General features: G+C 66.0%; 19 protein-coding genes. 18 read left to right on the forward strand and 1 reads right to left on the reverse strand.

From position 1 onward, the window contains the following. Nucleotides 1-12: 12 nt before the first annotated feature. From IAE24_RS25495 to IAE24_RS25560, 14 genes are all read left to right on the forward strand, one after another. A complete protein-coding gene (locus IAE24_RS25495; RefSeq protein ID WP_199960665.1) occupies nt 13-945 on the forward strand; it encodes a hypothetical protein in 933 nt (310 codons plus the stop codon). A 74-nt stretch (nt 946-1,019) separates the two neighbouring features. Then, nucleotides 1,020-1,493 (forward strand): hypothetical protein, encoded by a 474-nt coding sequence (locus IAE24_RS25500; RefSeq protein ID WP_233630792.1) that lies wholly within the window; start codon nt 1,020-1,022, stop codon nt 1,491-1,493. Nucleotides 1,494-1,502: 9 nt separating this feature from the next. Then, the gene (gene tssE, locus IAE24_RS25505) at nt 1,503-2,057 is read left to right on the forward strand and encodes a type VI secretion system baseplate subunit TssE (protein WP_199960667.1); all 555 of its coding nucleotides are present in this window, start codon (nt 1,503-1,505) and stop codon (nt 2,055-2,057) included. Between the two features lie 23 nt (nt 2,058-2,080). Next, nucleotides 2,081-3,955, forward strand: coding sequence for a type VI secretion system baseplate subunit TssF (tssF, locus tag IAE24_RS25510; protein WP_012205684.1), 1,875 nt, complete (start codon nt 2,081-2,083; stop codon nt 3,953-3,955). Then, nucleotides 3,952-5,142, forward strand: a complete 1,191-nt coding sequence (tssG, locus tag IAE24_RS25515; RefSeq protein WP_199960668.1) for a type VI secretion system baseplate subunit TssG — start codon at nt 3,952-3,954, stop codon at nt 5,140-5,142. Before tssF ends, tssG begins: the two co-directional genes overlap by 4 nt. A gap of 24 nt (nt 5,143-5,166) precedes the next feature. Then, nucleotides 5,167-6,006 (forward strand): hypothetical protein, encoded by an 840-nt coding sequence (locus IAE24_RS25520; RefSeq protein ID WP_199960669.1) that lies wholly within the window; start codon nt 5,167-5,169, stop codon nt 6,004-6,006. A gap of 244 nt (nt 6,007-6,250) precedes the next feature. Beyond that, on the forward strand, nt 6,251-6,631 hold the full coding sequence (locus IAE24_RS30385) for a hypothetical protein (protein ID WP_233626201.1): 381 nt from the start codon (nt 6,251-6,253) through the stop codon (nt 6,629-6,631). A gap of 4 nt (nt 6,632-6,635) precedes the next feature. After that, nucleotides 6,636-7,199: a hypothetical protein gene (locus IAE24_RS25530; protein ID WP_199960671.1), complete on the forward strand. Its 564-nt coding sequence runs from the start codon at nt 6,636-6,638 to the stop codon at nt 7,197-7,199. A gap of 49 nt (nt 7,200-7,248) precedes the next feature. Continuing rightward, nucleotides 7,249-9,990 (forward strand): type VI secretion system ATPase TssH, encoded by a 2,742-nt coding sequence (gene tssH / locus IAE24_RS25535; protein WP_199960672.1) that lies wholly within the window; start codon nt 7,249-7,251, stop codon nt 9,988-9,990. Then, entirely contained in the window at nt 9,987-12,257 is a 2,271-nt protein-coding gene (locus IAE24_RS25540; protein ID WP_199960673.1) for a S41 family peptidase, read from the forward strand. The genes tssH and IAE24_RS25540 overlap by 4 nt, the downstream gene beginning before the upstream one ends. 99 nt (nt 12,258-12,356) lie before the next feature. Continuing rightward, complete coding sequence (locus IAE24_RS25545) at nt 12,357-13,253, forward strand: hypothetical protein (RefSeq protein WP_232240363.1); 897 nt, start codon at nt 12,357-12,359, stop codon at nt 13,251-13,253. 2 nt (nt 13,254-13,255) lie between these two features. Continuing rightward, entirely contained in the window at nt 13,256-14,413 is a 1,158-nt protein-coding gene (locus IAE24_RS25550; protein ID WP_071955988.1) for a hypothetical protein, read from the forward strand. A 111-nt stretch (nt 14,414-14,524) separates the two neighbouring features. Continuing rightward, on the forward strand, nt 14,525-16,819 hold the full coding sequence (locus IAE24_RS25555) for a type VI secretion system Vgr family protein (protein WP_199960674.1): 2,295 nt from the start codon (nt 14,525-14,527) through the stop codon (nt 16,817-16,819). Nucleotides 16,820-16,829: 10 nt separating this feature from the next. Beyond that, nucleotides 16,830-17,279 carry a hypothetical protein gene (locus IAE24_RS25560; RefSeq protein ID WP_034393912.1) on the forward strand — a complete coding sequence of 150 codons (450 nt, stop codon included), beginning with the start codon at nt 16,830-16,832 and terminating at the stop codon, nt 17,277-17,279. Nucleotides 17,280-17,287: 8 nt separating this feature from the next. Here the strand turns inward: IAE24_RS25560 and IAE24_RS25565 are convergent, their stop codons facing one another. Then, nucleotides 17,288-18,274 (reverse strand): DUF2169 family type VI secretion system accessory protein, encoded by a 987-nt coding sequence (locus IAE24_RS25565; protein ID WP_199960675.1) that lies wholly within the window; start codon nt 18,272-18,274, stop codon nt 17,288-17,290. A gap of 74 nt (nt 18,275-18,348) precedes the next feature. Between IAE24_RS25565 and IAE24_RS25570 the strand changes: the two genes are divergently transcribed. Genes IAE24_RS25570 through IAE24_RS25585 form a run of 4 tightly spaced genes read left to right on the forward strand, consistent with a single transcriptional unit; the run spans nt 18,349 to nt 26,094 of the window. Beyond that, entirely contained in the window at nt 18,349-19,632 is a 1,284-nt protein-coding gene (locus tag IAE24_RS25570; RefSeq protein ID WP_199960676.1) for a hypothetical protein, read from the forward strand. After that, nucleotides 19,629-20,756, forward strand: coding sequence for a 3-oxoacyl-ACP synthase (locus IAE24_RS25575; RefSeq protein ID WP_199960677.1), 1,128 nt, complete (start codon nt 19,629-19,631; stop codon nt 20,754-20,756). The genes IAE24_RS25570 and IAE24_RS25575 overlap by 4 nt, the downstream gene beginning before the upstream one ends. A gap of 8 nt (nt 20,757-20,764) precedes the next feature. Then, the gene (locus IAE24_RS25580; protein ID WP_199960678.1) at nt 20,765-25,555 is read left to right on the forward strand and encodes an RHS repeat-associated core domain-containing protein; all 4,791 of its coding nucleotides are present in this window, start codon (nt 20,765-20,767) and stop codon (nt 25,553-25,555) included. Then, on the forward strand, nt 25,555-26,094 hold the full coding sequence (locus IAE24_RS25585; RefSeq protein WP_199960679.1) for a hypothetical protein: 540 nt from the start codon (nt 25,555-25,557) through the stop codon (nt 26,092-26,094). Before IAE24_RS25580 ends, IAE24_RS25585 begins: the two co-directional genes overlap by 1 nt. Nucleotides 26,095-26,249 lie beyond the last annotated feature (155 nt).

The raw sequence follows: 26,249 nt of genomic DNA on the forward strand, positions 1-26,249 counted from the left end.
CACCTGCCCACAATGTCCGCATCGATTGCCTTCACCCTCTTCCAAGTCAACTACGCCAAGTCCATCGCTGATGAGATGGAACGGCGCCAGCTGGATGTCCTGGTGCTCACGCCCCTGGAGTACCTGGGCATCCTCGCGGACAAGGCACGCATCGACCCGCGGCTCGCCTCCCGGCTGCACGCCATCCTGGCGCAGACGCCGCTGGGCGAGTACTGGACCAAGGTGATGAGCCCCAACGTGGGCCAGCCCTGGGTCGCGCCTGCGGCCCTGGGCTCCATGGATGCCTACATGATCGCCAGAACCCTGCAGGCCCTGGGCATGGCCGGCGTGGGCTCCTACGTCAAGACCACGTCCAGCGGCACCTACATCATCATCAGGGGCCATGCGGGCTTGCGCGGCCACCTGCTGCGCGGCACGCGCTACCTGGCCTCCAACCCGCGCATGGTGCAGATGGGCCTGGGCATGCGCGGGCTGCAGAACGTGGCCAGGGGCGGCTTCATCCTGGGCGTGGTGGTCTCCAGCCTCATCGAGTCGCTGGACTTCATGTTCAACGACGAAAAGACCATGCACGACCTGGTCGGCGGCATTGGCGTGGAGGCCGTCAAGGCCGGCCTGGCCACCATGGTGGGCCTTGGCATAGGCGCTGCCGTGGCTGGCGCCACCGCCGTGGCCGTGCTCCCGCTGGCCGCCATGGCCGTGGCCGTGCTGGTCACAGGCATGGCGCTGAATGCAGCCGACCAGAAATGGCAGATCAAGCAAAAGGTGATTTCCGCCCTGAAATCCCTGACCGATGACACGCCCCAAGGCCTGTACCGCGTCAACACCCAGTCGCCCGAATGGAAGAAGCTGAACCAGGACAACGGTCAGCAGCCCGACGGCGACATCGCCTGCGCGCCCGGCCCCGGCAGTACCGGCCTCTTGTGCAGCATCAACCGTCAGAAGTGACAGGGACCGAATATTCCATGCAAGACCGCGTCCGCCAGAACCGCAGGAACGCCATCTGGGCCATCCCCCTTGGCATGGCCCTGCTCGCGGCCAATGCGTACCTGGTGCTGGCGGAGATTGCGCCCGACATCCGGGGCCTGCTCGATCGCGCGCCCGCCGTCAGGATCACGCCGCTGTCGCCACTGGCCATCACAGCGCTCGCCTTCCCGCTGGTGATGGTTGCAGCGGTCATCGCCAATGCCATTCCCTGCAGCAAGACCGTGCTCAAGAAGGTGGAGTACGCACTGATGGGCGTCCTCGCCATCAATGTGCTTTCCATTGCCGTGTCCTTTCTGGTGGTTGCGCCACTGCAGCACTACGCCATGCCCCGGATGGGATACGAGCGCTGCAACATCCTTCAAGGCCATCCCAGCATGTACTTCACCGACTGGGTCAGCAACCCCGCATGGTGCGTGCGCGGCAAAAACCGGGAATGGGTGAATGAGCAGGCGCTGCGGGGAAAAGAGTCCTCCAGTCTGCCCTCCCTTTCCAGCCACTTCAGCTCCTGAGGACCCTGCATGCGCCCCAGTCCCCTCAACCCCATGCCCACGCTGCGCACACGCCAGAACCAGGCGACCGCAGCCAAGGACCGGCTGCAGCCCGCCCTGCTGGACCGGCTGACCGACCATGAGCCCCATCTGCGCACCGAGCGGCCCGATGCGGTCTTCGTGAACGAATCCCGCCTGCGCGAGGCCCTGCTGCGCGACCTGGGCTGGCTGCTCAATGCGCGCGATGCCTGGGACCACGTGGAGATGGAGGGGCTGGAGCATGTGCAGCGCTCGGTCATCAACTACGGCATGCCGCCGCTGGCCGGCCAGTTGCTGTCCGAGCTGGACTGGAGCCATGTGGAGCGCAGCATCCGCGAAAGCATCCTGGCCTTCGAGCCGCGCATCCTGGCCAAGACGCTGGCCGTGACGCTGCTGGCCTCCACCGAGCAGCTCAACCACCACAACACGCTGCAGTTCGAGATCCGCTGCCAGTTCTGGTCCATGCCCTATCCGCTGGAGCTGCTGCTCAAGACCAGCCTGGACCTGGAGACCGGCCAGGTCTCGCTGCAAAACCTCAGGGCCTGAGCCCGGACGCCGCCACCCACACCATGAATCCCCGCCTCGTCGAGTACTACAACCGCGAACTGGCCTATCTGCGCGAGCTGGGCGCCGAGTTCGCCGCCGCCTTCCCCAAGGTGGCGGGCCGCCTTTCCCTGCACGACACCGATGTGGCCGACCCCTATGTGGAGCGCCTGCTGGAAGGCTTCAGCTTTCTGAGCGCGCGCATCCAGCTGAAGATGGATGCGGAGTTTCCGCGCCTGTCCCAGCGCATGATGGAAATGGTCTGCCCCCACTACCTGGCGCCCACGCCATCCATGGTGGTGGTCCAGCTCAAGCCCAGCGCCAAGGAAGGCAACCTCGTGGACGGCTTCACCCTGCCCTCTGGCAGCGTGCTGCGCACCCACAAGTCACAGGAAGAGCAGACCATCTGCGAATTCCGCACCGGCGGGCCGCTGACGCTGTGGCCGCTGGAGATACGCCAGGCGCGCCTGGGCGGCCCGGCGCTGGACCTGCCCCATGCCCTGGTGCCCCAGCTGGGCGAGGCCGGCGGCCACCTGCGCCTGCAGCTGGCCACGCTGGACGCCTCGCAGTGCATGCAGCTGGCGATGGACCAGCTGTGGGTCTACATCCATGCGGGCGATGTCGTCGCCTCCCATCTGCAGGAGCTCATCCACACGCAGACGCTGGCCATCGTGGTCCACCACCCGCAGGACCCACGCCAGGTCTGGGACGTGCTGCAGCCCGATGCACTGCGCGCCGAAGGCCATGACAGCGAGCAGGCGCTGATTCCCTATTCGCACCGCGCCTTCCAGGGCCACCGTCTGCTGCACGAGTACTTTGCGTTTCCCGCGCGGCAGCGGTTTTTCTCGATCAACGGCCTGTCGCGCAGCATGCGCCGCATCGCCCATGACGGCGTGGGCATCACCGTGCTGCTGCGCCGCGCCGCGCCCACGCTGGAGCCGCAGATCGACGCGGCCAAGCTGCTGATGCACTGCATTCCGGCCATCAACCTGTTCGAGTACACGGCGGACCGCCTGCATGTGGCCTCCAACGTGCACGAGTACCACGTCATTCCCGACCGCACGCGGCCGCTGGACTTCGAGGTCTACGGCGTGCAGGCCGTCACCGGCCACCACGAAGGCAAGACCCAGGACCGCGAATTCGCGCCGCTGTACGCATCCACGCACGGCCTGCACTCCACCGAGCAGGCCTACTTCACCACGCGGCGCGAGCCCCGGCTGTTTTCCGAGCGCAGCCTGCGCAGCGGCCCGCGCACGCAGTACCTGGGCTCGGAAGTCTTCATCTCCCTGGTGGACCAGCGCGAGGCCCCGTTCTCCGACGACCTCAAGCAGCTGTCCATGCACACCCTGTGCACCAACCGCGACCTGCCCCTGCTCATGCGCGTCAACCAGCCGGGCGGCGACTTTGCACTGCAGGAATCGGCACCCGTGGAATGGGCCCGCGCCATCGCCGGCCCCAGCGCGCCCATCCCCGCCGTGGCCGACGGAGGCCTGACCTGGCGATTGATCTCCCACCTGAGCCTTAACTACCTGGCCATGACCGATCTGTCCGACGAGGAAGGCGCGGCCACGCTGCAGGAGCTGCTGCGCCTGTACCTGGACCTGGGCAACCACCAGCTGGCCGGGCAGATCGCCGCCATCCAGGGCATGCGCATCGAACCCATCACGCGCCGCCTGCCCCAGCACCGCCAGCTGGTCTACGGCCGCGGCGTGGGCGTACACCTGAGCGTGGATGAGCCGGCCATGGCCGGCGTCAGCCCCTGGCCCCTGTCCAATGTGCTGGAGCGATTCTTCGCCCGCCATGTGGGCGTCAACAGCTTCACCGAGCTGCAGCTGCACTCGCGCCAGCGTGGCCCCGTCGCGCGCTGGACTCCGCGCCCCGGACAAAGGCCCGGCATATGAGCAACGCCGCCCACGCCCCCCTGCCCGAACCGGAACACCCCCAGTCTGCGGTTCCGGCTCAAGCTCCGGCGCCCGCGCGTGCGCCCGTGCAGGCCGCCGGGCCAGACGACGCCCGGGCGCGCCTGTTCTGGCAGCGCCTGAGCGCCAAGCCCTACCAGTTCGACCTGATGCACAGCCTGCGCTACCTGCAGGCGCGCCATCCCGCGCTGCCGCGCCTGGGCCAGGCCACGCGCCCCAAGGACGAGCCGCTGCGCCTGGGCCAGGACCCGTCGCTGGCCTTCGCCCCCGCCACCATTGCCGAAATCCTGCCCTCGCGCGCCGGCGAGCCCGAGCGCATGACGGTCTGGAACTTCGGCCTCTACGGCCCCAACGGCCCGCTGCCCACGCACATCACCGAATACGTGCGCGAGCGCCTGCGCCAGCATGACGACGCCACGCTGGCACGCTTTTCCGACATCTTTCACCACCGCATGCTGCTGCTGCTGTTCCGCGCTTGGTCGGACGCACAGCCCACCGCATCGCTGGACCGCCCGGGCGAAGACCCCTTTGGCCGCTACATAGACAGTTTCATAGGCGCCGGCCTGCCCAGCCAGCGCGCGCGCGACGACGTGCCCGACCACGCCAAGCGCTTCATGGCCGGCCATCTGACCCGCTGGACGCGCAACCCCGAAGGCCTGTGCCAGGCCCTGTCGCACTACTTCCAGATTCCCGTGAAGCTGGAAGAAAACTGCCTGCACCACCTGGAGCTGGAGCCCGAGCAGCAGACCCGGCTGCAGGGCCGCCCCTGCAACTCGCGCCTGGGCGTGGACGCCGTCGTGGGCTCGCGCGTGCCCGATGCGCAAAGCAAGTTCCGCCTGGTGCTCGGCCCGCTGGGCCTGGAGCAATACCGGCAGTTGCTGCCCCAGGCCGCACTGTTCCAGACCCTGGCGGACTGGGTGCGCAACTACCTGGGCATCGAATTCGCCTGGGACTACGTGCTGGTGCTGCGCCGCCAGGAAGTGCCTGCCGCCCGGCTGGGCAGCAGCACCCAGCTGGGCTGGACCACCTGGCTCAACCACACCGAGCCCGCCCAGGACGCGCGCGACTTCCGCCTGGACCCCGAAGCCTGGCTGCGCCAGCGCCGCCAGCCCGTGCGCGGCCGGCGCCCCGGCCCCAGCCCTCGAACCACTGAATCACCGAACCACTGAATCACCACTTCCCTGCTCGCACACATGCCCACCGTACAGATCAAGTTCCTGCACAACGCCCCGGTCCCTTCCACGCTGACGCTGATCGAAGGCAACCGCCTGCGCGTCAAGATCGAGGCCGTCGCAAAGACCTACAAGCTGGGCGCCAGGATCGATGCGCCCAGCATTCTTGCGGCCCAGCCCCCCGTACACAACGCCCGCGCCGACAGCTGGCAATTCGACTTCGTGGCCCAGCAGCCCGGGCTCACCAAGCTCAGCATCGTGGCGGTGCAGGGAACCGGGCTCAGCGTCATGCCCGCAGCCATCACCGTGCAGGTGGAGAAAAGCATTTCGCTGCCTGCGGAGAGCACGACGGAGGGGATGCTGGTGCGCCTGCTGCTGGCCGAGAACTTCTCGCCAGACGGCGCCCCCCGAAACGTCGCATGGAAAGCTTCCGACGTCCTGACGTCCATGCGCTGGATGCGCCGCGTCATCGAGAACCGGCTCAAGAGCGGCAAGCCCGAGGAGTTCATGGCCCGCGGTGCAACCACCATCGCCGACATCATCAAGGCCAACGACCGAGGCATGGTGCAGTTCCATGGCTTTCCGACCTATCCCACGCTGAACCAAAACATGCAGGAAAACCTCACGGACTACCTGCAGATCGCCAACAACGGCCTGCATGGCAAGCGGACGGCGTACCAGCAGTTTGTACAAGCGGCCATCACTGTTGCCTCCGAACCGCTCGCTGCGGATCCCACAAGCACCGGCCTGTATGCCTGGCGATCGGAAGGCAGTGGTTCGCCCGGTCCGGATTTCAAGGTGCACGCCACGCTCATGGGCAACACCTTCTACACCCATGCCCGACTGCGCAAGCAGGACTGAAGACCCTGTCCCACCAACTCCCGACACCATGCCCATGCCACAACCCAAGAGTTCCTGGCTACCCGCCTGCCGCATACGATGGACTGCATGTCTAGTGGCCACGCTGGCTCTGTCTGTCTCCGCGCCTGCCCATACATCTGAAGCGGCAGACAACGCCACCGCTACGCCAACACCAGCAGCACCCCGAGATCCCGTTCCCGCCGACTTTTCGCGCCCCAGCAAGGCAAGCATCCCCTCGCCCACCGTGCTGCGCGCCTACCTTCAGCTCAAGGAAAGGCGTGCAGGCACATCCATGGCGGGGAGGCCCCAGCACTTTTGCTTTGTCCAGCAGCGCTCCACGCCACCTGAAGATCCAGGACCCTTCGTCTGGATGATCTGGCAAGACGGCGGCGAGATTCTCAATCTGGGTCGGCTGCCGGCCCAGGTCCACGCGACGGCGCAAGAGGCCGAAGAAGACGGCCAAGGCTTGGCACGAAGCAAGTCCATCCACCTCGCCACAGACGTCCGTGAAACGGCAGAGGAAATCTACGGCAGCAGCTTTCTCGTCGAACGCGCCTGGGTGAACAGACTGCTGGCGCAGTGCAAGGCCAAGGGCCGCACCATCAAAGTGGCTCCTGCCCGATAGCCGCATGCCGCATATCGGACGCAACCGCTTCCCCGGGCCATGCCGCTTCAGGCAAGGCCGTCGCCTGCTCGCAAGGTGTCTGCTGGCCACCCTGGCGGGATCGGCCCTGCCTTTGCTGGCAGCGCCTGAAAGCGGGCGGGCCTCCGATTTCTCGCGTCCGGCGCAATCCCTGGTTCCTTCTCCAGCCGCCCTGCGTATCTATTTGAAGAGCCGCCAGGCATCGACTGACCCCGGAAAGCCTGCAGCCCTCCAGCGCTTTTGCTTCGTGCAACAGCACAACCGCAGCGCAGTCCCTGCGCGATCGTCGGTCTGGATGGTCTGGCTCGAAGGTGGCCAGATCGCCAATCTGGGGCAGCGCCGCTTCACCGCCAAACCATCGCCGGATGAAGCGCAATGGGATGGCGATGCCTTGTCTGAAGCCAAGACCATCCACCTCGCCGCCGACGTCCGTGAAACGGCGCAGGAAATCACCGGCAGCAGCTTCCTCGTCGAACGCGCCTGGGTCGACCGGCTGCTGACGCAGTGCCAGGCCAAGGGCCGCAAGGTCGAATTCCGCCCCCTCCGCTAGCCGGCATGCCCGGCCCCCATTCATCCACTTTTTTCCGCACCCAAGACCCATGACAGAAATCAGCCGCCAATCCCTCTTCGGCAAGCTCAACCCGCTGCTGTTCAAGTCGCTGGAAGGCGCCACCGTGTTCTGCAAGCTGCGCGGCAATCCCTATGTGGAGCTGGTGCACTGGCTGCACCAGCTGCTGCAGGAAAACGATTGCGACCTGATCCGCATCCTGCGCCACTTCGACATCGCCTCCGACCGCCTGGCCGCCGATGTGCTGCGCCGCCTGGACCAGCTGCCGCGCGGCGCCACCTCGATCAGCGACTTCTCCGAGCACATAGAGACCGCCATCGAGCGCGGCTGGGTCTATGCCACGCTGATGTTCAACGACAGCCAGATCCGCAGCGCCTATCTGCTGTCGGGCATGGTGCGCACGCGCTCGCTGGCCAATGAGCTGCGCTCCATCTCGCGCGAATTCGACAAGATCTCCGAGCCCGCGCTCAGCGATGCCTTCGCCCGCCTGCTGCCCGACTCGCCCGAGGCACGCATGCGCGCGGCCGATGGCAGCGGGCTGGAAGGCACGCCGGGCGAAGCCAGCCAGGCCACGGGCACCGCGCCCGGCCAGGGCGGCGCGCTGCAGCAATACACGGTGGACCTGACGGCCCGCGCCAAGGCGGGCGAACTGGACCCGGTCACGGGCCGCGACGACGAAGTGCGCCAGATGGTGGACATCCTGCTGCGCCGCCGCCAGAACAACCCCATCCTGGTGGGCGAGGCCGGCGTGGGCAAGACCGCCGTGGTCGAAGGCCTGGCCCTGCGCATCGCCCAGGGCGACGTGCCGCCGCCGCTGCAGGGCGTGGAGCTGCGCGTGCTGGACGTGGGCCTGCTGCAGGCCGGCGCCAGCATGAAGGGCGAGTTCGAGAACCGCCTGCGCGGCCTGCTGGACGCCGTGCAGTCCAGCACCACGCCCATCGTGCTCTTCATCGACGAAGTCCACACCCTGGTGGGCGCGGGCGGCCAGGCCGGCACGGGCGATGCCGCCAACCTGCTCAAGCCCGCCCTGGCGCGCGGCACGCTGCGCACCATCGGCGCCACCACCTGGGCCGAGTACAAGAAATACATCGAAAAAGACCCGGCCCTGACCCGCCGCTTCCAGCTCGTTCAGGTGCACGAGCCCGACGAGCCCCGCGCCGTGGACATGCTGCGCGGCGTGGCCGCCAAGCTGGAAAACCACCACCAGGTGCGCATTGCCGCAGACGCGGTGGCCGCGGCCGTCAGCCTGTCGCACCGCTACATTCCCTCGCGCCAGCTGCCCGACAAGGCCGTCAGCCTGCTGGACACGGCCTGCTCGCGCGTGGCCATGGCCCTGCATGCCACGCCCGCCCAGCTGGAAGCCGTGCAGCGCCGCATCGAGGCCCTGGGCGTGGAGCAGGAAGTGCTGCTGCGCGAGGCAGCCCTCGGCCTGCCCACGGCCGAGCGCCTGCAGGCGCTGGAAACCGACCTGGCCAGCCTGCGCGAGCGCAAGGCCACGCTGGCCGAGCGCTTTGGCCAGGAAAGCGCGCTGGCCCGCCGCATCCTGGAAACCGAGGCCGCCCTCATGGGCCTGAAGCCGCCCGTCTTCTCCACCGGCGCCGCCGCAGCCCCGTCCGCTGCGGCACCGGAAACGGCCGCCGAAGCCACCGCAACCGAACCTGTCGAGACACCCAGCGTGGCCGCGCTGGAAGCGCTGCGCCGCCAGCTCGCCGAGCTGCAGGGCGATGCCCCGCTGCTGCAGCCCGTGGTCGATGCCGGCGTGGTCGCCGCCGTGGTGGCCGAGTGGACCGGCATTCCCGTGGGCCGCATGGTGCGCGACGAGGTGCAGTCCGTGCTCTCGCTGGCAGACACGCTGGAGAAGCGCGTCATCGGCCAGCGCCACGGGCTGGAGGCCATCACGCGCCGCATCCAGACCTCGCGCGCGCGGCTGGACGATCCAGGCAAGCCCATCGGCGTGTTCCTGCTGGCCGGTCCCTCGGGCGTGGGCAAGACCGAGACGGCGCTGTCCCTGGCCGAAGCCCTGTATGGCGGCGAGCAGAACCTCATCACCATCAACATGAGCGAGTTCCAGGAGGCGCACACCGTCTCCACCCTCAAGGGCGCGCCACCGGGCTACGTGGGCTACGGCGAAGGCGGCGTGCTCACCGAGGCCGTGCGCCGCCGCCCCTACAGCGTGGTCCTGCTCGACGAAATCGAAAAGGCCCACTCCGACGTGCACGAGATGTTCTTCCAGGTCTTCGACAAGGGCTGGATGGAGGACGGCGAGGGCCGCTACATCGACTTCAAGAACACCGTCATCATCCTGACCTCCAACGTGGGCTCGGACCTGATTGCCAACATGTGCCGCGACCCGGACCTGGCGCCCACGCCGGAAGGCCTGGCCCAGGCCGTGCGCCAGCCGCTGCTGCAGACCTTCCCGGCCGCGCTGCTGGGCCGCCTGACCGTCGTGCCCTACTACCCCATCTCCGACGCCATGCTGGAGCAGATCATCCGGCTGCAGATGCTGCGCATACAGCGGCGCATCGAGGAACGCCATGGTGCGCAGTTCAGCTTCGACGAAGCCGCCGTGGACCTGGTGCGCCGCCGCTGCAGCGAGGTCGAGTCCGGCGCGCGCATGGTGGATGGCATCCTCACCCAGAACCTGCTGCCGCGCATGGCCACCCACTTCCTGCAGGCCACCGTGGAAGGCCAGGAACTGCAAAGCCTGCACGCCGGCGCCAACGGCGACGACTTCACGCTGGACGTGCGCACCCGCGCTGCGGAGCCCGCATGAGCGGGCGCCGTCTTCCACGCGCCACCACGGCAGTGATTGCCGCCGCGCTGCTGGCCGCCCCGGCCGCGCAGGCGCTGGACCTGGGCGCCATCGGCCAGGCTGCCGACACCGTGCAGCGGGCCTCGGGCGCCGCCACGGCCGGCCAGCAGGCGCTGGAGGCCGGCCGCAGCGCAGCCAGCACGGCCACCAACGCGGCCACCGGTGCCGCCAGCGAAGCCCGTGCCTGGTGGGACCGCAACCAGGCCCAGCCCGAGGCGGCACAGTCGCCGCCCTCCGGCGCCGCCCCCGTGCAGGACGACCAGGGCGGCCCACGCCGCGTCATGGCCGTGCTGGGCGATGCCTGGACGGACAGCGCCCGGCGCGGCCAGGCCGTGGTCGCGCTCATGGACCAGGGGCCGTACCTCGTGCAGCGCCAGGCCGCCCATGTGGCGCCAGCCAAGTCGCAATGGCTGGCCCTGCCGCGCGGCGACAGCACCGGCGTGGCCATCGAACTGCCCAGCGACCCCGAAGGCACGACCTATGACCTGTCCACCGGCCGCGCGCGCCCCGGTGGCCGGGGCGTGCGCATCTTCGCCCTGTCCGTCCACGCCGACGTGCCCCAGCGCGCGGGGCGGCGCAGCCTGGACGCCATAGAGCAGCACGCCATGCTGCGCGCCAGCTCGGTGCGCACCGAATGGCCGCGCCAAAGCGGCGACATTCTGGAGCCCACGGGCGGCAAGCTGCTGGTCTGGGCCAGCGATGCCACGCAGCGCTTCCCTTCCGGCTTTGGCGCCGACGGGCGCCTGTTCACCGCCGACGACCCCATGGTCACCCTGCCGCGCGGCTACACCGTGGTCACGCTGGAACCGCAGGGCCTGCGCTTCGACCGTGCCCGGGAAATCGCCCTGGCCTTCCATGCCGTCCAGCCCGCGCAGGACATCGACCTGTCCCGCCTGGGCGCAGGCGATGCGGCCCAGGCCCTCATCGGCCTCATTGCCGAGCGCCACCCGCTGGCCGCTGCCAGCGGCTTTGATGCCGGCAAGCTGCGTGCCGACTACGGCCAGCGCCTGCAGACCGCCGCCGAGCGCGGCGACAGCGCCGCACAGGCCCAGGCCCTGGCAGAAATGGGCCAGCGCCTGGGCGATGGCCAATACCGCGTTCTGCTGTCCGGCGGCCAGGCCTGGCCTGCCCGCACAGACCGGGGCCTGTCACCGCAGTTGCTGGCACGCGGCAGCGTCAACCTGCCCATGCCGCGCACCTGGCTGCGCGAGGACGGCCGCATCGCCATCACCAGCGTGGCGCCAGGTTCAGCTGCCGCCAAGGCGGGCCTGCAGCCCGGCAGCGACATCCTCGCCATCGAAGGCGAAAGCCCGGCACGCTACCTGGACCGCATTGCCCCCGCCTCGCTGCGCGCCGGTGCCGAAGCCCGCCGCGCCGACCTGCTGGCGCTGGACCTGGGCACGCCCGCCACGCTGAGCCTGCGCACCGCAGCGGGCACACCCTCGGCCAGCCAGGAGCAGACCCTGCGCCTGAACGCCGCCCCCGCCGCAACCACGGCCCTGCCTGCGGCCGAGCCCGCCCTCGCCTCCTTCCTGCTGCGCAGCGCCCAGGGCGGCAACCTGGCCTACATCGCACTCGACAGCTTTGCCGACGGCGCCACCGGCCAGCTCAACCGCTGGGAGGGCGCCCTGGCCGCAGCCAGCCAGGCCAGGGTCACGGGCCTGGTCATCGACCTGCGCGCCCACCGGGGCGACGACGCCTACCAGCTGGTGCCCCACATGCTGGCCTCGCTCTACACGCGCGACAAGCCGCTGCGCATGCAGGACGCCGCCCAGCGCCTGTTCGACCCCGCCGCCCGCGTCTGGCGCAGCCGCGGCGGCCTGGGCCTGCCGGCCCAACTGCCGCTGGCCGCCTCGGGCACGCCCTTCACAGCCCCCGTCGCCGTGCTCACCGGCCCCGGCTGCGCCGGCCCCTGCGAACTGTTCGCTGCCTGGCTGCAGCACAGCCAGCGTGCCGACATCGTCGCCACCAGCGCCACGGCCGGCGCCACAGGCCCCGCCACGCGCGTGCACCTGCCAACCGGCTTCATCGTGCAAGTCCCCCTGCTCGCAGAAACCGGCCCCGCTGGCGGCAACAACCCCGCCGCACAAGCCCAAGGCTTGACCCCGCGCCTGCGCGTGCCCGTGGACGCGGCCTTCACCGCCTCCGTCCAGGCCGGCGGCGACCCGCTGCTGGATGCCGCCGTGCTCCACCTGGAGCGCGCCCGCGCTGTGCAGGCATCGCGCTAGGCCCAGCCATCCATCGCCTTACGGAGACCCCTGAACATGCCACTTGCCATTACCAGCCAGCCCGCAGGACCGCAGTTCGCCATCACGGCCGATGCCCAAATGCCCACCATCACGGTGACTGCCGTCCTGCAGAACGAAGCGCTGCCTGCAGGGAGCACGCCCATCTTCGAATGGTCGGCCACGCTGACGTTCGAAGGCGGCACACCGCCTACCAACACCGCGTATGGAAGTGGCCGAAGCACTGCACACAGCCCTCTGCCACCGCAGACCAGCGCCAGCCCGAGCTGGCGCATTCCGTTCACCGAAGTCCGTGGAGGCCTGCTGACCGTGCAGGTCACGATGCGGGCGGCCGGTGTGGAGCGCCGGGCGCGGGCCACCTGGACCATCGTCGGCACCAATCCCACGAGCACCGCCATCCGTGCCTTTGCCAACAGCATTGGCGCCGACAGGATCGTGTTTCGAAAAAAAATGCGGCAGGAAAGCTCGCTGCAACAATTCCGCACTCCCGGCAATTGGCCGAAATACAGCAGCGATGGCCTGGGTGGCGTGGGCCTGTGCCAACTCACCCGACCGGCACCGACTGCCAATCAGACCTGGAACTGGAAGGACAACGTGCGCGGCGGCTGGAAGCTCTTCCTGGAAAAGGAGGCCTTCGCAAGGGCATATCCTGGCAAGCAGCGCAAGGGCGAGCGGTTCAAAGGTCTGGTCAGAGCCTGGAACCAGGCCCGAACCGCACAAGGATTGCCAGCCATTCCCGTGGAACTGCCGGACTACACGACCGAGCAGCTCGAACTCGACACCCTGCGCGGCTTCAACGGCTATGCCAACAATCTGCATGAGTACCGCATACGCATGCAGGGCGATCAACTGTGGGTGACGGTCAGCGCCGACGGCAATACGGCCCGCGCCGAATGGGAAAGGATTCCCGCCGCCGAGCGCGGCGCCGTGGGCGATCGCAACTATGTCGACAACGTGCTTGCCCGCGAGGACTTCTAGCCATGCCCTGGAATGCCACTCCCCGCCGCTTCGCGACCGTTGGCGTACTGCTGGCCAGCGCTTTGCTGTCCGCCGCATGCACACGCAATGCGAATGACAGTCCTGCGGCCTCGTCCGGGGAGGCGAAGCCGGCCAGCTTCGCCACGTCGAACGACCAGGACCCGTACCGCTATCTCTATACCGTTTACTGCAACGGCACCGTTGATCGCCTGGACCTCGTCCAGCGATCCAAAGTGGGCAGTTTCCAGCTGTCCGAGCGCAGCGGCAGCCCCCCTGCCGTTGCGGCGCTTGCACAGCCGGGAGTGCGCCCCGGCGGTTGCCTGGCTCGCTCCGTGGCCACGGACGATGCGCAGGATCGCACTGCCGCAATGGTCCACATCGTTGCCAGCAGCCATGTGGATCCCGATGCCGATGGCCGCAAGCCGTATCAGTTGCTGACATTCGAGCTGCCGCAATGGACACTGCAGCAGACCCGCAACCTAGGCAGCCTGGATGCACCGCCCCGTCTGGCCATCTCCGCCAACGCAAGCCTGACCGTGCAGCCCCGGGACGAGGACCCGGCTGCAGCCATGGCCGCGCAGGTTCAGTCCTGGGCGGGAGCCGATGCGATGACCTGGGCCAATGCCATCGAATGGTCAGCAGGCAATGTGCTGTTGACCTATGCCTTGCCCGATCAGCGCGGCACGGGCGCAGCGCTGGCGCTGCGCACGGGTGCGCGCATCGTGCGCCTGGCCGAATTCCGCCATGGCTTAGGTGACATCCCCCCGGGCCTGCGTTTGGCGCCGGGCGGCCAGTTCGTGCTGGCCACCATGAAGCGATCCGTCCCCCTGGGCGAGGGCCTCAGCAAGGTCGAGGCCACCGGAGAGCTACGGCTGTATGGCGCGGACGGTCGCCAGCTCAGCGTGCTGAACCTGGAAAGCCTGGCAGGCAGCGTGCTGGCACTGAGCCAGTCCGGCAAGCTGGATCTGGACCAACCCCGCACCGATAACGACTGGTTCAACGTGGCCTTGACGCCTGGCGGCCTGGCTGTTTTCACCGACCGGCGCGGCAACTACCAGTTCATCGCGCTGGGGCACACCTTTCGCCCCGATCCCGTCATCGATCCAGCCCTGGATGACGCAGACGGCGCCCGTCCAGGGCTGGTGTACGCAGCCCGATAGCAGCAAAGGCACGCCTCCCACCCCATCCATTGCCGGCGCACGCAGGTCCGCCCACCCGGACCTGAGGCCCCGCCCCTTGTCTACCCCCCAAGCACCGCGAGATCCGACACCATGACACGCAGAGTCACCATCAACACCCCCCTGGCAGACCAGCTGCAGCTGCGCCGGCTGCAGGGTCGCGAGGAAATCAGCCATCTGTTCGCCCTGGAGATCGACCTGCTCAGCGAAAGCGACAGCATCGATCCCAAGGCCCTGCTGGGCAAGGGCGCCACCGTGGTGGTGGAGACCCAGGACGGCGGCAAACGCTACATCGATGGTCTGGTCACGGCCTTTGGCATGCGCGGCCAGGACGAGCACCGCAACTTCCTGTACCGCGCGCGCCTGTCGCCCTGGCTGTGGCTGGCCACGCGCCGCAGCGACTTCCGCATCTTCCAGAACAAGACCGTGCCGGACATCATCAACGAGGTCCTGGGCATCTACGGCCACCCCATGCAGCAGCGCCTGACGCGCTCCTACCGCACCTGGGAGTACTGCGTGCAGTACAACGAGACCGACTTCCAGTTCGTCTCGCGCCTCATGGAGCACGAGGGCATCTGCTACTACCACCAGCACAGCGCGGGCCAGCATGTGCTGACATTGGGCGACGACATCGTCGCCTCGCACGACCCGCTGCAGGGCGGCGCCGTCATCCCCTTCCACCCGCCGGGCAAGGCCGCCGTGGCGCGCGAGGAATGCATACACGCCTGGGAACTGCACCAGCGCGTCAAGCCCGGCCGGCACTACAACGACGACTACGACTTCAAGAAGCCCCGCGCCGAGCTGTCCAACATGCGCCGCAACCCGCCCGGCCATGCGCACGACGCCTACGAAATCTACGAATGGCCGGGCGGCTACACCGAAACCGGCGACGGCGAGGACTACATCCGCGTGCGCCTGCAGCAAAGCCTCACGCGCCAGAGCACGGTGCAGGGCAGCTCCAACCACCGCGCCATGGCGCCGGGCTACACCTTCACGCTGGACAACTACCCGCGCGGCGACCAGAACCAGGCCTACCTGGTCACGGCCGTGGACTACGCCTTCGAAGAAAACCCGCGCGTCAGCGACGGCGGCAGCGGCGAGGGCTCGACCCAGAAATTCGTGCTCCAGGCCCAGCCCACCAGCCTGCCCTTCAAGCCCGAACGCATCACCGCCAAACCGCGCACCACAGGCCCGCAGACCGCCGTCGTCGTCGGCCCCGCAGGCGAAGAGATCTGGTGCGACCAGTACGGCCGCGTCAAGGTGCAGTTCCACTGGGACCGCATCGGCGGCATGAACGAGAACTCCAGCTGCTGGATGCGCGTGGCCACCAGCTGGGCCGGGCCGGGCTTTGGCGCGGTGCACATCCCGCGCATCGGCATGGAAGTCATCGTGGACTTCCTCAACGGCGACCCGGACTACCCCATCGTCATGGGCTGCGTCTACAACGCCTCCAACATGCCGCCCTGGGCGCTGCCGGCCAACGCCACGCAATCGGGCATCAAGACCAGATCCAGCAAGGGCGGCGCACCGGGCGCGGGCATGAAGAACGGCCAGGGCGACGCCAACGCCATCCGCTTCGAGGACAAGGCGGGCGCCGAACAGCTGTGGCTGCATGCTCAGAAGGACCAGCTCACCGAAGTCGAGAACGACGAAGACAAATGGGTGGGCAACGACCGGCGCAAGACCATCGACCGGGACGAGACCAACGTCATCCACCGCGACCGAACGGAGACCGTGGACCGCGACGAGACCATCACCGTGCACAACAACCGCACGGAGCGGGTGGACCACAACGAGAAGATCAGCATTGGCGACAACCGCAATGAGGATGTCGGCATCGACGAGAACATCTCCATCGGCAAGAACCGCAGCAAGACCATAGGCCGCAACGAGAAGGACAAGATCGGGAACAACTGGTCGATCAAGGTGGGCAGCTTCAAGACAGAGACCATCGGACTGGCCTACATGCAGAACGTGGGCCTGGCCAAGATGGTGAACATCGGCGCCGCCTACAACGTCAATGTGGGCGCGGCCATGGTGGTGAATGTGGGGCTGAGCCAGAGCACGACGGTGCTCATGAACCGCAGTGTTTCAGTAGGTCAGAACCAGTCCACCAGCGTGGGCAAGAACCGCACCGACGACACGGCCGACAACCATACGGCGACGGTCGGCAAGAACTCCGCCACCACCGTTGGCGAGGTGCAGACGATCACGGTGGGCAAGGAAATGGCCATCACCGTGGGCGACGCCATCGAGATCAAGTGCGGCAAGGCCGTGTTGCGCATGACCAGCGACGGCACCGTGCAGGTCAACGGACAGACGATCTCCATCAGCGGCAGCTCCAAGGTGACCGTTTCGTCTCCGGACAGCCATATCAACCCCGCTTGAAGGAAATCCCATGGCAATCCCACAAGCACGCATTCCTGTCGAACCGTCCGACGACGGCAGCCTGCAGCACGCCGTGTCGAACGTACAGCTCCTGGCTGGACGAGTCATCGAAGCTCAGGAACAAGACCTGTATCTGGTGGCCCTTGCGCAAGACCCCGTGGTTTCGCTTCAGGCTCCCGCTGGCGTTCTGCTTCCGGAACTGGTTCCCGGAGACGAGGTCCTGCTCGCAGTCCTGCCCACCGGGCGGGCCACCATTACAGCCGTTCTCTCGCCTTCTCCTGCAGCGCCGTGGGGGCAGCGTGCCATCCGCCTGCAGTCGCAGGACTGCATCACGCTCAGTTGCGGGCAAGCCACGCTGAAGCTGACAGCCCAGGGCCTTGTCCGTCTGGTCGCACTGACGATTGAGCAGGACGCGCGGGACCTGCTGGATCTGGATGCGGCCGAAGTCCGCATCAACTGAAGGCTGGATCAGAGATGGACCTGAACGCTTTCCAGACCACGCAGGACATGCCCTGCAAGCGTGTGCCGCCATATGAGCACCAGATGCCCATGCTCGGGTTCAATGATCAGCGTATCGAATTCGGGACTTGCAGCGCCGCGCTCACCACGCATCATCCAACTGAGCTGCGGACGGATAGCAGGAATGATGGTCTCCCCCTCGCCCTCGGCGCTCAGGTGGACCCAGGCAACCCTCGTTCCCGCCCGTACCTGGTCCCGCCTGAATTGCATGCGCGGATGGGCGCAGTTCCATGCAGCCGGATCAAACGAGGCCGGCATGCGCGAGAGAAGGCCCGGCGACTGTTCAAGCTCCCGAGCCGCATAGCTGCCCCACAAGGCACGGCGCGGCAACCAGCTGCGTCCTATGCAGCCAAAGCCGGCTGGCGAAATCCGGTCGGCTGGCGATCGGAGCGGGTCATCGGCCCATTCGAGCTGATGCATCGGCGCTCCGTCCTGGGGAAGGCCTGCACTGAAGCCCGCCCCCACCGGATTGGGGCCGTGAAATATTTCGGGGTTTTCGGCATCCGCACCGCCAAAGGCGAGGTTGTAGGTCAGGGGAACCTTGAGCGCAGGCTCCAGCTCCTGCACCACAGGCACCAGCCCCATCTTGCGGCGCCAAACGCGCTTGCCAAAGACGCGGATGACGCGGTTTTCGCCGCCAATGGCCAGACCCGCGTCGAAACGTGCCACAGCCTTGCCGCAAGGTGCATGGGCATGGCCATTGAACAGAACATCCACGCGGGATTTCAGCGGGGCGATATCGGCCTCGTGGCGCACCACGTGCCCGCTCCCATCAAAGGACTCATCACCGCGAAACACCGGCACCGCCTTGCCCTGTGCCACTGCGCGGCCCGCGAAATCCAGCGTGGCCTTGATCACCACGGTGGAGCACAGGGTGCCGTCGGCGCCATGTCCCGGCAGTATTTCCGCAGCAAACGGCGTCAGATTGTCCAGCATCGCTTGGGTTCCTCCTGGGCGGCATTGTCCCTGATGCAATGCCGCTGCGACGTAGCGACCAGCCTCTTTTCATCATGACCGTTATTGAACTCCCCATTCCCCGGGCCATCGACATCCCCGTCATGGACGGGCAGGCGCCCCGCTTGGCACGCACGCTGGTAACGCAGTACTGGCGCCGCTCCCAGTTGCTGCAGCGCCCAGCGTCGCGCCCCGACGCATTTGCCGTGTTCGACGACAGCATCGTGCTGGCGCTGAGCGGCCTGAAGCAGCACCTGATGCACGCACCTGAGCTGGACCATGCCTGCCAGCAGGCCATCGAAACAGCTGGCGCTGAAATCCTGGATGAGCCCTCCCGCATCTTCGCGCTGGCCTGCCTGCAAGCCCTGCACCTGCAACGCAAGCACGTTCACGATGGGCTGGAGCGAACGCTGGGCGCCCATCTCCATGCCCAGCCGAACGCGGTCTTCAACGCCATGCGGTTTTGCTTTGACAACACCGTCGCCGAATACTTCACCTGGCTGCTCTCCCAGGAACAGCACAGGCAGAGCGCGCCATTGGCACAGTTGCTCCAGCGCCTCGCAATTTCCCGGCCAGCTGTCAGCGACGAATTCGCACAAGCCATCTCTGCATGGACATCCAGTCTGCCGGGCGGCGTGGCGGCCCTGTGTGATTGGCGATGCACCGGGCGTGGCGATGAAGCCAAGGCCATCGCAGCCACGCAACAAGACAGCGATGCGCAGGCCGCCTTGCTGGCGCTGGCGCTCATGGGGAGCCGGCAGGAAACGCCTGTGGCACGCACTCTTTTGGCCCGGATGCCGCATTCCACCGTGGCCTTGGCCCTGCTGGCCGCCAGGGATGGACATGCGCTGGCAAGCGCCTTGCGGGAAGGCCGGCATCCCCAAATGCCCTGGGGCCTGCAGGTATATGCGGCCTCGCTTGTGGGAGACATTCCTCTGCTTCGCCAGCTTGCTGCCCATACGGCCTGGGAGGATGAAGAGGCCTGCCGCACCTTGGCTGACGCCACGGCCCTGCTTACAGGAGAGCCTGCCGATATCGCCTTCGACATGGGCAATGAGGCATCCGGCCGTGCCGCCTGCGTGGATGCTGCCCTGGCCGCGCTTCCTGTTTCAGGCCCTGCACTGCGTCTGGGCCGCCCTCGCACACAGGTGGTTCTGCAAGAGTCCTCGGCCATGGTGGGAGCGCCCTTGCGACGACTGCTCTATCTGGAACACCTCTCACGCGTGGGCGCAGCGCTGTGGATCGAGGCCGACGATCTGGCCGTCGTTCAGGCCCTGGCCTGCAGCACGGCCTCCGTGATCGAACGTGCGGCATTCAACATCGGCAGGCCACAACCATGAACCCTCTCGTCATCGCGGCCACTGGCGCATGCACCCCCATCGGCACCCGGGCCTGGCAGACCGGCTGTGGTTTCACTGCACGCCAGTCGAGCTTTACCCGGCAGGTCATCACCGGCCAGGCCGAGCACCGTGCCACCGTATCCCGGGTGCAAGCCATTGATGCAGCCTGCAAAGGAACGGAACGCCTGATCCGGCTCGCAGCCCCTGCCCTGCACGAAGCCTTGCGCGGCCAGCCGGCGCCTGCCGCAGGCTGGCCGCTGCAGCGGCCCATCCCCCTCTTCGTGGCACTGCCCGACTCCTTGCCTGAACTGCCGGGCTGGATAGACACCGGCCGATTCGCACTGGAGCTTCCCCGCGCACTGGACCTCGCCGCAGAGTTCCTGCCCATCAAGGTCTACCCGGGCGGCGCAGTGGCAGGCGCCGATGCGCTGTCGCAGGCCTATCGTTTCATGCACGACAACCCCTCGGTGCCCGAAGTGATCATCGGCGGAGTGGACAGCTTCGTGGACACGGAGATCGCGGACGTGCTCTACCAGCGTCGCTGGGCCAAGGTCAACGGCGTGTGCGAAGGCTTCATTGCCTCGGAAGGCGCAGCCTTTGTACGGCTGTCCCGCAAGCCGGCCACTGCAGATTTCGTCACGGTCTATCCACCATTCTTTGCAGACGAGCCACGCTCACGCCTGGACAGCGACACCCTGCCCGATGGCCGCGCACTGATCGAGGCCAGCCACGGTGCGCTGAAGGCAGCGCACATGCCGGTCAACGCCCTGCACTCCTATTGGTCCGACATGGATGGCTCGGCATGGCGGGGCGCAGAGCTGGCCAGCCTCTCCGCGGCGCTGGCGTCACAGGGCGGCCTGCCGCAAGCCCAGGACCCGGCAGCACTGCTTGGTCAAATGGGCGCGGCCTGGGCGCCTCTCATGCTCAGCCTGTTCCATGAGATGCGCCAGTGGCTGACGCACCCCGTCATGCCGTCGCCCCTGGCAGGCCACGCAGGCCTGCTCACGGTCACCGGGCTGAACACCCGCGTGGCCGCCTGGAGCGCCACCTGGAATCGCCATGCCCGCACGGCAGGATCTTCCGCAGCCGGGCGGCGCCAATCCTCCATTTCCCAAGAGTCCTGAGTCCATCCATGGCCACCTACGTCAACGACCGCCGCGCCATCCACGAAGGCCGCAATCCGGCCATGATTCCTGGCCCGATCAACCCCGTCTTTCCCAAGCCCCAGGGACCACCGGTTCCCATCCTCAACATGGCCCATGGACCGGGCCTGAAAAACGGCACGGCCACGCTCAAGATTGATGGCCACCCCGTGGCCGTGGCCGGCAGCCGCTTCGAGTCCGTTCCCGCAACGCCAGACAAGCTGGGCGGCATCGCGGGCGTGCGTTCCGGCGTTGTCGGCGGCGCGGCCGAGCCCACCAGCTACAGCAGCGATACCAAGTTCGAGAGCCGGGGCAGCGTGCGGTCCTTCGACACGACCAAAAGCAACGCCATGGTCATCAATCCTGGCTGGGCCATGCGCCTTGCCATGAAGGCGCTGCCCGGTCCCTATGACCAATTGGCGCAGAAGGTGATCGAAAAGCTGCCGGGCGCCTTCTCCAGCCAGCTGTCGGCCCTTGGAGAAAGCCTGACCGATCCCAGCGCGCTGATCGGACCCGCCCTCAAGCTCGTGGGCAAGCTCATTCCCGGCGTCAACCTCGTCGTCGGAGGGGCCGCCATGGCCCAGGCGGCCGAGCAAGTCGCCGAACTCGCCCAGGAAATCCAGGAGCTGCTGACACCGCCTCTGACCGACGAAAAAATCGACCAGGTCGCCGAAGTGATCGCCGATGGCGTGGCCGCCATCACCATTGGCTTTGTCCTGGGCAAGATCGCCCAGCGCGCCAAATCGCGCCGCAACCCCGTGGCACAGCGCACGGACAACAGCGTCAATCCCAACACGCAGGGCAACATCATCGATAACGCCTCCAAGGGAAGCATTGACACGCCACCGACCTGCGAGCTGGGCACATGCCATCCCGTGATCTTTGCCACAGGCACCAAGATCCTGCGCGACACGGATTTCGAATTGCCCGGCCCCATGGCCCTGACCTGGCAGCGGTACTACCGCTCCAGCGACCGCCGTCCTGGCTGGCTTGGATGGGGATGGAGCACGCCCCTGTCCACCGAACTGGTGCTGGTCCACGATGCGGTGCACTACTACGACGCCCGCGGGCGCCGCATACAGCTGCCCGTGATTGCCGCCGGTACCAGCCACTTCGACCCGCGCGAAAAAATCACCGTCACCCACCACCAGCAAGGCGGCTGGAGCGTTGAAAGCGCCGATGGCACCCGGCACCTGTTCGCCCCCCCGGCCACCGGCCAATGGCGTCTGCCACTGGTGCACCTGGTGGACCGCAATGGCAACACCATCAGCCTTCACTACCCGGCCTACACTGCCACAGGCATCGATGGCCGCGCGCCCCGCCCGCTGGGACTGACCGACAGCGCTGGCCGCAAGCTGCGCTTCACCTGGAGTGAAGACCTGAGCCCCTCCGGCCCGCTCCTGCAGGAGATCCACCTGGAATCCCGTGTGATCAACGGTGTGGAACAGGTCGGCGGCCTGCTGGCACGCTATGCCTATGGGACGGATGGCAACGTCCCGGATGACGCCCACGCCAACCTCCAGTCCGCCACGGATGCCATGGGCGGCGTGGCGCACTATCGCTATCGCCAGCACCTGATGGTGGCCTACAGCAGCCGCACCGGTTTCACCTACCACCAGGAATGGAGCCGGCTTGACGCGGGCGGCCGCGTAGTGCGGACCTGGACCGACGAGCCCGGCACGCTGGACACCCGCTTCGACTACGACCTGGGCCGCCGCACCACCCATGTCACCGACGCCCTGGGCCGGCGCAGCAGCTACGAATACAACGCCCGGCATGAGGTCATCGCCATCGTCGAACCCGGGCCGGATGGCCAGCCCGTCCGATCCGAGACGCGCATGGACGCCGCCGGCAACCCGCAACAGGCGCGGGACGCCATGGGCCGCACCACCCGCTGGCAATTCGACGGCCAGGGCAACCTGCTGGCCGTCACGGACGCATCAGGTGCTACCACCCGCCTCAAATACAACCAGCTCAACCTGCCCGAAGAAGTCACCGACGCGCTGGGCCATGTCTGGCGGCAGGCCTACGACGCCCAGGGCAACCTGGTCGAGCGCCTGGACCCGCTCGGCCACGCCACGCGCTGGAAATACGACACGCGCGGCCTGCCCGTCGCCATAGAAGACGCGCTGGGCAAAACCCGCCATCTGCAGTGGGACGAAGCCGGACAGCTCGTGGCCTACACCGACTGCTCGGGCCAGGTCACGCGATATGCGTGGGACATACTGGGCAACCTCGTGGCCTCCACCGACGCCCTGGGCCAGACCACGCGCTACCTTCACGACGCGCTTGGACGCCTGCGCCGGATGTGGGGCGCTGATGGTTCCGAACATCACTATGCCTACGACCCCCAGAGCAACCTGCTTTCCTACACCGACCCGCAAGGCGCCATCACCCGCTACACCTACAACGGCCTGGACCAGCCCGTGGAGCGCCGCGATGCGCTGGGCGGCACGCTGCGCTACCGCTATGACGCCGTGGGCAGGCTCATCGCCCTGCAGAACGAAAACGGCGCCATCACCAGCTTCATCTACGACGCCGCAGACAACCTGATCGAGGAAACCGGTTTTGACGGCCGCATACAGCGCTACCGCTACAACGCCGCCAGCGAACTGACCGAACTGCACGAGCGCGATGCCCACCTGCCCCCGGACACGCCCTACGATCCACAGCCCGACGCAGCCCTGCCCAAGCGCACGCTGTTTCGCAGGGATGTGCTGGGCCGCCTTGTCGCCAAGATCCACGTGGGCAGCGACGCGGCAGGTAATGGAGACGGAGGAACCACCACCTATGGCTACGACCTGCTGGGCCGCATGCTGCATGCCAGCAACCCCGATGCGCACGTGCGCTTCGCCTACGACGCTCTATCGCGGCTGGTGGAAGAGACCCAGGTGCACATGGCGCCCAGTGCAGACGAGCAAGCGCTGGCGACCTACAGCTATCGGCACGCCTACGACGCGCTGAGCAACCGCACGGATTGCTGGCTGCCCGGGGGCCGCCACGTCCAATGGCTCTACTACGGCTCGGGCCACCTTCACCAGATCCTCGCCGACGGCCAGGTGGTCAGCGACATCGAACGCGACGCCCTGCACCAGGAAATCGAACGCACCCAAGGCACGCTGACCAGCCGCTATGGCTGGGACCCCATGGGCCGCCTCACCTCCCACAAGGTCAGCCAGCAAGGAGCACTCCAGGGTCAGCCCGGCAGGCCTTCACCCCAGGCCCTCTGGGACCGGGACACTCCCCTGCCCTCCGGCCAGCGCATCGCCCGCCTGTACCAGTACGACCCCACAGGCAACCTCGTCGCCACGCGCGACGGCCTGCGCGGCGACAGCCAGTACCGTTACGACGCCCTGGGCCGCATCCTCGCCGCCCAGAAAAATGCTGCCGGCGGATCGCCCACCTCGGGCCGGAACCTGGAAGCCTTCGCATTCGACCCCGCAGGCAACCTGCTCAACCCCAACCGTGGTGGAGACCTCAGCAGCGGCGGCACCAGCAACGAACGCGAACAGGTGCCCACCAACCGGCTCGCCGTCTACCAGGACCTGCGTTTCCAGTACGACCTGCACGGCAACATCGTGGAGCGCCGCATCGGCTGGCACACCGTGCAGCGCTTTCGCTACAGCGCCGAGCACCAGATGCTCGAATCCACGGTCACGCGCTACCACGACAGGCCCGAACCGAAGATCGCCGGATCGAATGCGCAGCCAGAGCCTGCCGCCACCGTCCTGACCACGCGCTACCGCTACGACGCGCTGGGCCGGCGCATCGACAAGCACGATGCCTTCGGGCGCACCACCTTCCTCTACGACGGCGACCTGCTCGCCGGGGAAATCCGTGGCTCACGCCTGAGCGAATACCTCTACGAGCCCGACAGCTTCGTGCCCCTGGCCAAGCTGGAATCGGAATGGCGGGGTGAAGAAAACCGCAACGCACAGGCAGAAGCGGACAAAGCCAGCTTTGCCACCTACTACTACCACTGCGACCAGATCGGCGCCCCCCAGGAGCTCACCGACGAAACCGGCCGCATCGTCTGGGCCGCCAGCTACAAGGTCTGGGGCCAGACACAGCAGCTGCAGTACCTGCGCACCGGCACGGACGATGCGGCGGTGTTCACCCACGACCAGCGCCCGCTGGCCCTGGCCGCGCAGGGTGAGGTACAAAGCCTTGCGCTGGTGGAGCAACCGCTACGGTTCCAGGGACAGTACTTTGACGGCGAGACGGGGCTGCACTACAACCGGTTCAGGTATTACGATCCTGTGGTTGGGAGGTTTGTGCATCAGGATCCGATTGGGTTGGAGGGGGGAGAGAATCTATATCAATATGGTTCTAATCCGCTGGATTGGATTGATCCTGATGGTCTTAGCAAACACCGTGGCAGAATGAACAGAAAGGTGGGTAAGGCACCAAAGCATCAAACACATCACATGATCCCTCAAGAATTGTTTGACAAATTTCCAGCACTTAATTGCATCGACAAAGATCATCTTGACAATCTAATAAATTTACCGAAAGTTGCAGGTAAATTTGACGGCAAGAGTGGTCATTATTTTGGCAAATCAACTCATAATACAAACCATCACAAATATTCTGAGGCCATTTCTGCTGCTGTTGAGAGAGCTGCTATAAAGTCAGGAAACTGTCCGCAGAAATTGTCTAAAATACTTTCCGCGATGCAAGGACATATTCGTAGTGAACTTCAAAAAGGGACACCAATAATGAAAAGCGAAGGCGCATCATTTTCTCAATGGGACAAGATATTAAGGACAGGAGGTTTTTAATGATTTCAAAGAGCATATTTCCAAAGAATGTTATTGAAGTAATAGACTTCATAGAATCCGGACCACTTCTTGAAACCCCGTATACAGCAGCAATTCCCAAAGAGCGCCAATACAACAGTATGAAAAAGGCGCTCAAAAACTATACAAACCAGGATGTAAAAGATCCATACTACTTTCTTTTGGATATAACTTCAACAGCATCAGGAGGAATACCCGTATCGCCTGAGGCGGAGGATCTCTTAGACTTAAAATATCAACTCATAGAATATGACGAACAAGAGGATTTTTTCAATATAACTCTAAAAAAAATAGAAGCCATCTCCAAAAACTTAGACATCAACAAAGCACAATTAAGATTGCTAGCAGATGCAATTAGTGGAGACTTATACATGTGTGCAAAATCTAGGCTTTTTCTTAAAAATCCTCATCCGTATTTTGAACGTTATTTTGACGTCTATAAGAATCAAGGATTTCCCTGCGGTTGGATTGGAGGAGAAAATTGGAAAAGTGGTGATTTCTTAATTTTCACGCGCTCATGAATTTTATATGAAACACTTTTCATCGACAGATTTACCCCTTGGATTATATTTAAATATTTTGGAATTAAAATTCAATAAAACCGCGAAATATACTACGTGACTATCAATTGAGTCATACATAGTGGCTCAATGGATCCACTACAGATTCACCAGAT

Origin of the sequence: Delftia sp. S65 (assembly GCF_016516495.1) — a bacterium.
Classification (GTDB): Bacteria; Pseudomonadota; Gammaproteobacteria; order Burkholderiales; family Burkholderiaceae_C; genus Comamonas; species Comamonas acidovorans.